The organism is uncultured Flavonifractor sp. (assembly GCF_944383115.1).
In the GTDB taxonomy this organism is placed as follows: domain Bacteria; phylum Bacillota; class Clostridia; order Oscillospirales; family Oscillospiraceae; genus Flavonifractor.
Genome location: NZ_CALWOJ010000139.1, coordinates 1 through 3,721, shown reverse-complemented (window position 1 = coordinate 3,721; position 3,721 = coordinate 1). Strand labels below are relative to the sequence as shown.

The 3,721-nt window shown below is 59.2% G+C and carries 4 protein-coding genes; all 4 read right to left on the bottom strand.

What is annotated here, in order from left to right; translation table 11 throughout:
- Window positions 1-246: 246 nt before the first annotated feature.
- A complete protein-coding gene (locus tag Q0K43_RS10675; protein ID WP_297290511.1) occupies window positions 247-516 on the bottom strand; it encodes a hypothetical protein in 270 nt (89 codons plus the stop codon).
- A gap of 42 nt (window positions 517-558) precedes the next feature.
- Complete coding sequence (locus tag Q0K43_RS10670) at window positions 559-1,506, bottom strand: diacylglycerol/lipid kinase family protein (protein ID WP_297290510.1); 948 nt, start codon at window positions 1,504-1,506, stop codon at window positions 559-561.
- Between the two features lie 36 nt (window positions 1,507-1,542).
- Window positions 1,543-2,715 (bottom strand): WG repeat-containing protein, encoded by a 1,173-nt coding sequence (locus Q0K43_RS10665; protein ID WP_297290509.1) that lies wholly within the window; start codon window positions 2,713-2,715, stop codon window positions 1,543-1,545.
- Window positions 2,716-2,718: 3 nt separating this feature from the next.
- A partial coding sequence (locus Q0K43_RS10660) for a THUMP domain-containing class I SAM-dependent RNA methyltransferase (RefSeq protein ID WP_297290508.1) occupies window positions 2,719-3,721 on the bottom strand: 1,003 nt, incomplete at its 5' end.

Here is a 3,721-nt window from a genome sequence, read left to right as displayed (position 1 = left end):
ACCAGCTTGATGACCACACGGTCGGCGAGAGGCTTGAGTTTCATAATGGGTTCCTCCTTATATGATTCATTTTCTTATTAACCAATCCAATGTGTTAGCACTCATTTTGTCGGAGTGCTAACCACGTGTATGATAATACCCCTCCCCGCAAAAAAAATCAACCCCCTTTTTTCAAAAAAAGGGGTTGATTTTAGAAAAATTCAAGTTCTGTTCACAAACTCACAGCAGGAGTGCTAATCCACACTCTCACATCTGACTCCAGTAATGCTTGGAACGCTCCAATTCCTGGGTAATCCTGATCTCCTTATTCTTTTCGTCCAGGTCCATGCCCTGCCCCACCGTACGGCAGGCTTTGCTGTTGATGGCGCATACAAAGACGGTGACCATTACAAAAATCACATAGAGCAGCCAGGCCAGCAAACTGGTACGCAGTGCGGCCAGAAACGGGACCAGAAAGACACCTGGAAGATAGAGAAGGCTCAAAATAATCATGGTCCACTTGACGATCTTGTACATAATACCCTCCTTTTGAACCGATAGGCCTATATCTGTACATTTTTATTTTACCATGCACGCTTTCTCTTTACAAGTCTGAGACCCCTGCCAGGTAGCCCCGGCGGGATAGAAAAACTGCACCTTCTGATCGGACAGTCGGATGGACAGGTCGGTCCCCTCCACCAGTTCGCCGTCCACATTGACCGCGGTGAGCCGGTCGCACCGCACATTCATAGTCCGGCCCCGGCGCAGAATGGCCTGCGGGATGTCTCCGATCTCCCCCCGGGCAAATTTTTTGATCAGGGCCAGGACGGTAAAGCGGGATACTGCCGGGATCACAATAAAGTCCAAGGCCCCGTCATCAGGCATAGCCGTGGGACTTGGATTGAAACCGCCGCCGTAGTAGCGTCCGTTGCAGGCGCACAGCAGGGTAAAGCGGTCTCCCGGCATGGCCTCGCCGTCAATCTCCACCTGATAAGGCAGGTGGATGCCCCGGATGATGGTGCGCAGGGCGGAGAGCTGATAGGCTGTGGAGCCGCTGACCAGGGGCAGCTTTTTAAAGTCGGCGGCCCCAAACCCGATACGGGCGTCAAAGCCCACCGAACACACATTCAGGGAATAGCGTCCGTTGCAGTTGATCAGATCCATCGGAACCTGGGGCCCGTCCAGCAGCTGCTCCAGCTGCCAGAACCGGCCGGCATCCTGGCCGAAGATCCGCAAAAAATCATTGCCGGAACCCATTGGGCAATGGGTCACCGCCACATGCTCCAAGCCAGCCGCGCCGTTGACCACCTCGTTAAGGGTGCCGTCCCCACCGCAGGCGTACACCCGCAGGGGGTCCCCCTGTCGGGCCGCCTCCTCCACAAGACGGATGGCATGGCCCGGTCCTTCCGTACGCGCCGCCGACCATTCCGCCCGGCGGCCCGCCATAATGGTGCGTACCTTCTCCAACATCTCCTGACTTCGATCATACTTCCCCGCGTGGGGATTCATTATGAACAGGTGCCACACAGGCACCCTCCTCTCTCTTCTCTAATCAACTCCAGCTCATACGGCAAAGGCGCTGGAATTATACGGGTTCCAAAGGCTCAGCCGCTGTTCCGCCCGCACCATGCGGGAGACAATGGCCGCCGCCTCCGCCCGGGTCACAGTACCCTGGGGATGAAACGTGAGCTTGTTGTCCACGCCGGTCAGTACGCCTTTGGCATACAGGCTGTAGATGGCGTCAGCTCCCGGATCACCGGCCTTAACATCGGGTACAGAGGCTTTGATCCGGGCCAGATCGTTGATATTGCGCATATTTTTGGCCTGGCTGGTGGCGGCAAAGATCTGAGCGATCTCCCGCCGGGTAGCCGGGCGCAGGTAGTCCTGCTGGGTAAAGGTATCGCTCTGGATGATACCGGTAGCCTGGCAATAATTCACCGCACCGGAGTACCAGTAAGGCCCGGTAGAGCTGCTGGTGTGGAAGCTGTCGTCCTTGTAGCGGCTCTCCATCGTCGCAGCCAGCTTCAGGACCTCGGCTACCGTCAGGGTCTGATGGGGCGCGTACCGGTTGCCGCCCACGCCGGAGGTCAGCCCCACATTGTAGGCGATGTCCACCCACACGGCAAACCAGTCTCTGGGGGACACGTCGCTGAAATCAGGCAGTTTATCCCGAGTCAGAGAAAACCGGGCGGAGGGCACACCCTTCTCCACCAGGATTCTGGGCAGATCAAAAACAGGTATTTTGGTGGCCATGCCGTCTTTGGTCAGGGTCAGCACCCGGGTGCCGCCCTGCTCTGTGATGGTGGCGCTGTCGTAGACCAGATCGTAAAGCAGGTTTGTCGTGCCGCCCTTGCCATCCGGGAAGGCCAGGATGCTGGCCACCCCCCAGCGGTTCCCTTTCTGTACCACATACAGTCCGCAGTCCAGATTCAGCAGCGTTCCGTACTCCGGCTGGATCAGGTAGGTGCCGTCCTGCCGGATCACCCCCAGCTTGCCGTTCAGGTTCACCGCCGCCAGCCCCAGGGAGAAGGACACCACACTGTCATATTGCAGGGGGACCACCACTTTTTTCTGTGCGTCCACAAAGCCCCACTTGCCGTTCAGTTCGCACTGGGCCAGGCCCTCGGTATATCCCCATACCGTAGCCCCCTCCGGGGCAGCCAGAGCCTGCCCCGCCAAAAGCATACCCAGAACCAGCACCAGGCACTGAATTCGCAGCATCCATTTTTTCCTCATGGGTTAATTCCTCCGTCTTTCTATCCCATATTGAAACAGGTCGCATTTCAGCATTCCGTTATACAGCTTCCGCTTCTTGTCCGCTGTGCGGCCGAAGGTGCGCTCAAATTCCGTGTGGGAGGAGAGTACGCTCACCTTCCACCCCTCCGGCAGGGCACGCACCGCCCGTCCGAAGGCCTTATACAGCTCCTCCGCCTCCCGCTTCTCCAGAATGCGCTCGCCGTAGGGAGGATTGGTCACCACCCGACCGACGGGAGCGTCCCGGTGAAAGTTCACGGCGTCCGCCACCTCAAAACGCACCACGTCCTCCACGTCGGCCTTCACCGCGTTGTCCCTGGCGATGGCCACCGCTCTGGGGTCAATGTCGCCGCCCCAGATATCATACGCCTCATGATACTCCTTGTCCATAGCCTCGTCGGCGGCCTGGAGCCACAGGCCGCTGTCCAGCCACTTCCACCGCTGGGCGGAGAAGGCGCGATTCAGACCGGGAGCCCGGTTTTTCGCGATCAGGGCCGCCTCAATGGCAATAGTGCCTGAGCCGCAGAAGGGGTCGCAGAAGGGATCTCTCCCCCGGTAACGGGAAAGCAGCACCATAGCGGCGGCCAGGGTCTCCCGCAGCGGCGCCGCCACCCCCACAGCCCGGTAGCCCCGCTTGTGGAGCCCCGCCCCGGTGGTGTCCAGCATCAGGGTGACCTCATCATGCATCAGGGAGAACTGGATCTGATAGAGGGAACCGGTCTCCGGCAAGGTATCCATGCCGTACTTCTGTCCCAGCCGGGCAGCCACCGCCTTTTTCAGCACCGCCTGGATAGCGGGCACCGCGTGAAGCTGGGAGTTGAGGGAATGGCCCTTCACAGGGAAGGTTCCCTCCCGGGGGATAAAGTCCTCCCAGGGCAGGGCCCTGGCCCCTTCAAACAGCGCCTCAAAGTCCGCGGCATGATACCGCCCCACCACCAGCAGCACCCGCTCGCCGGTACGCAGGTTCAAATTGGCCCGGGGGATGTCC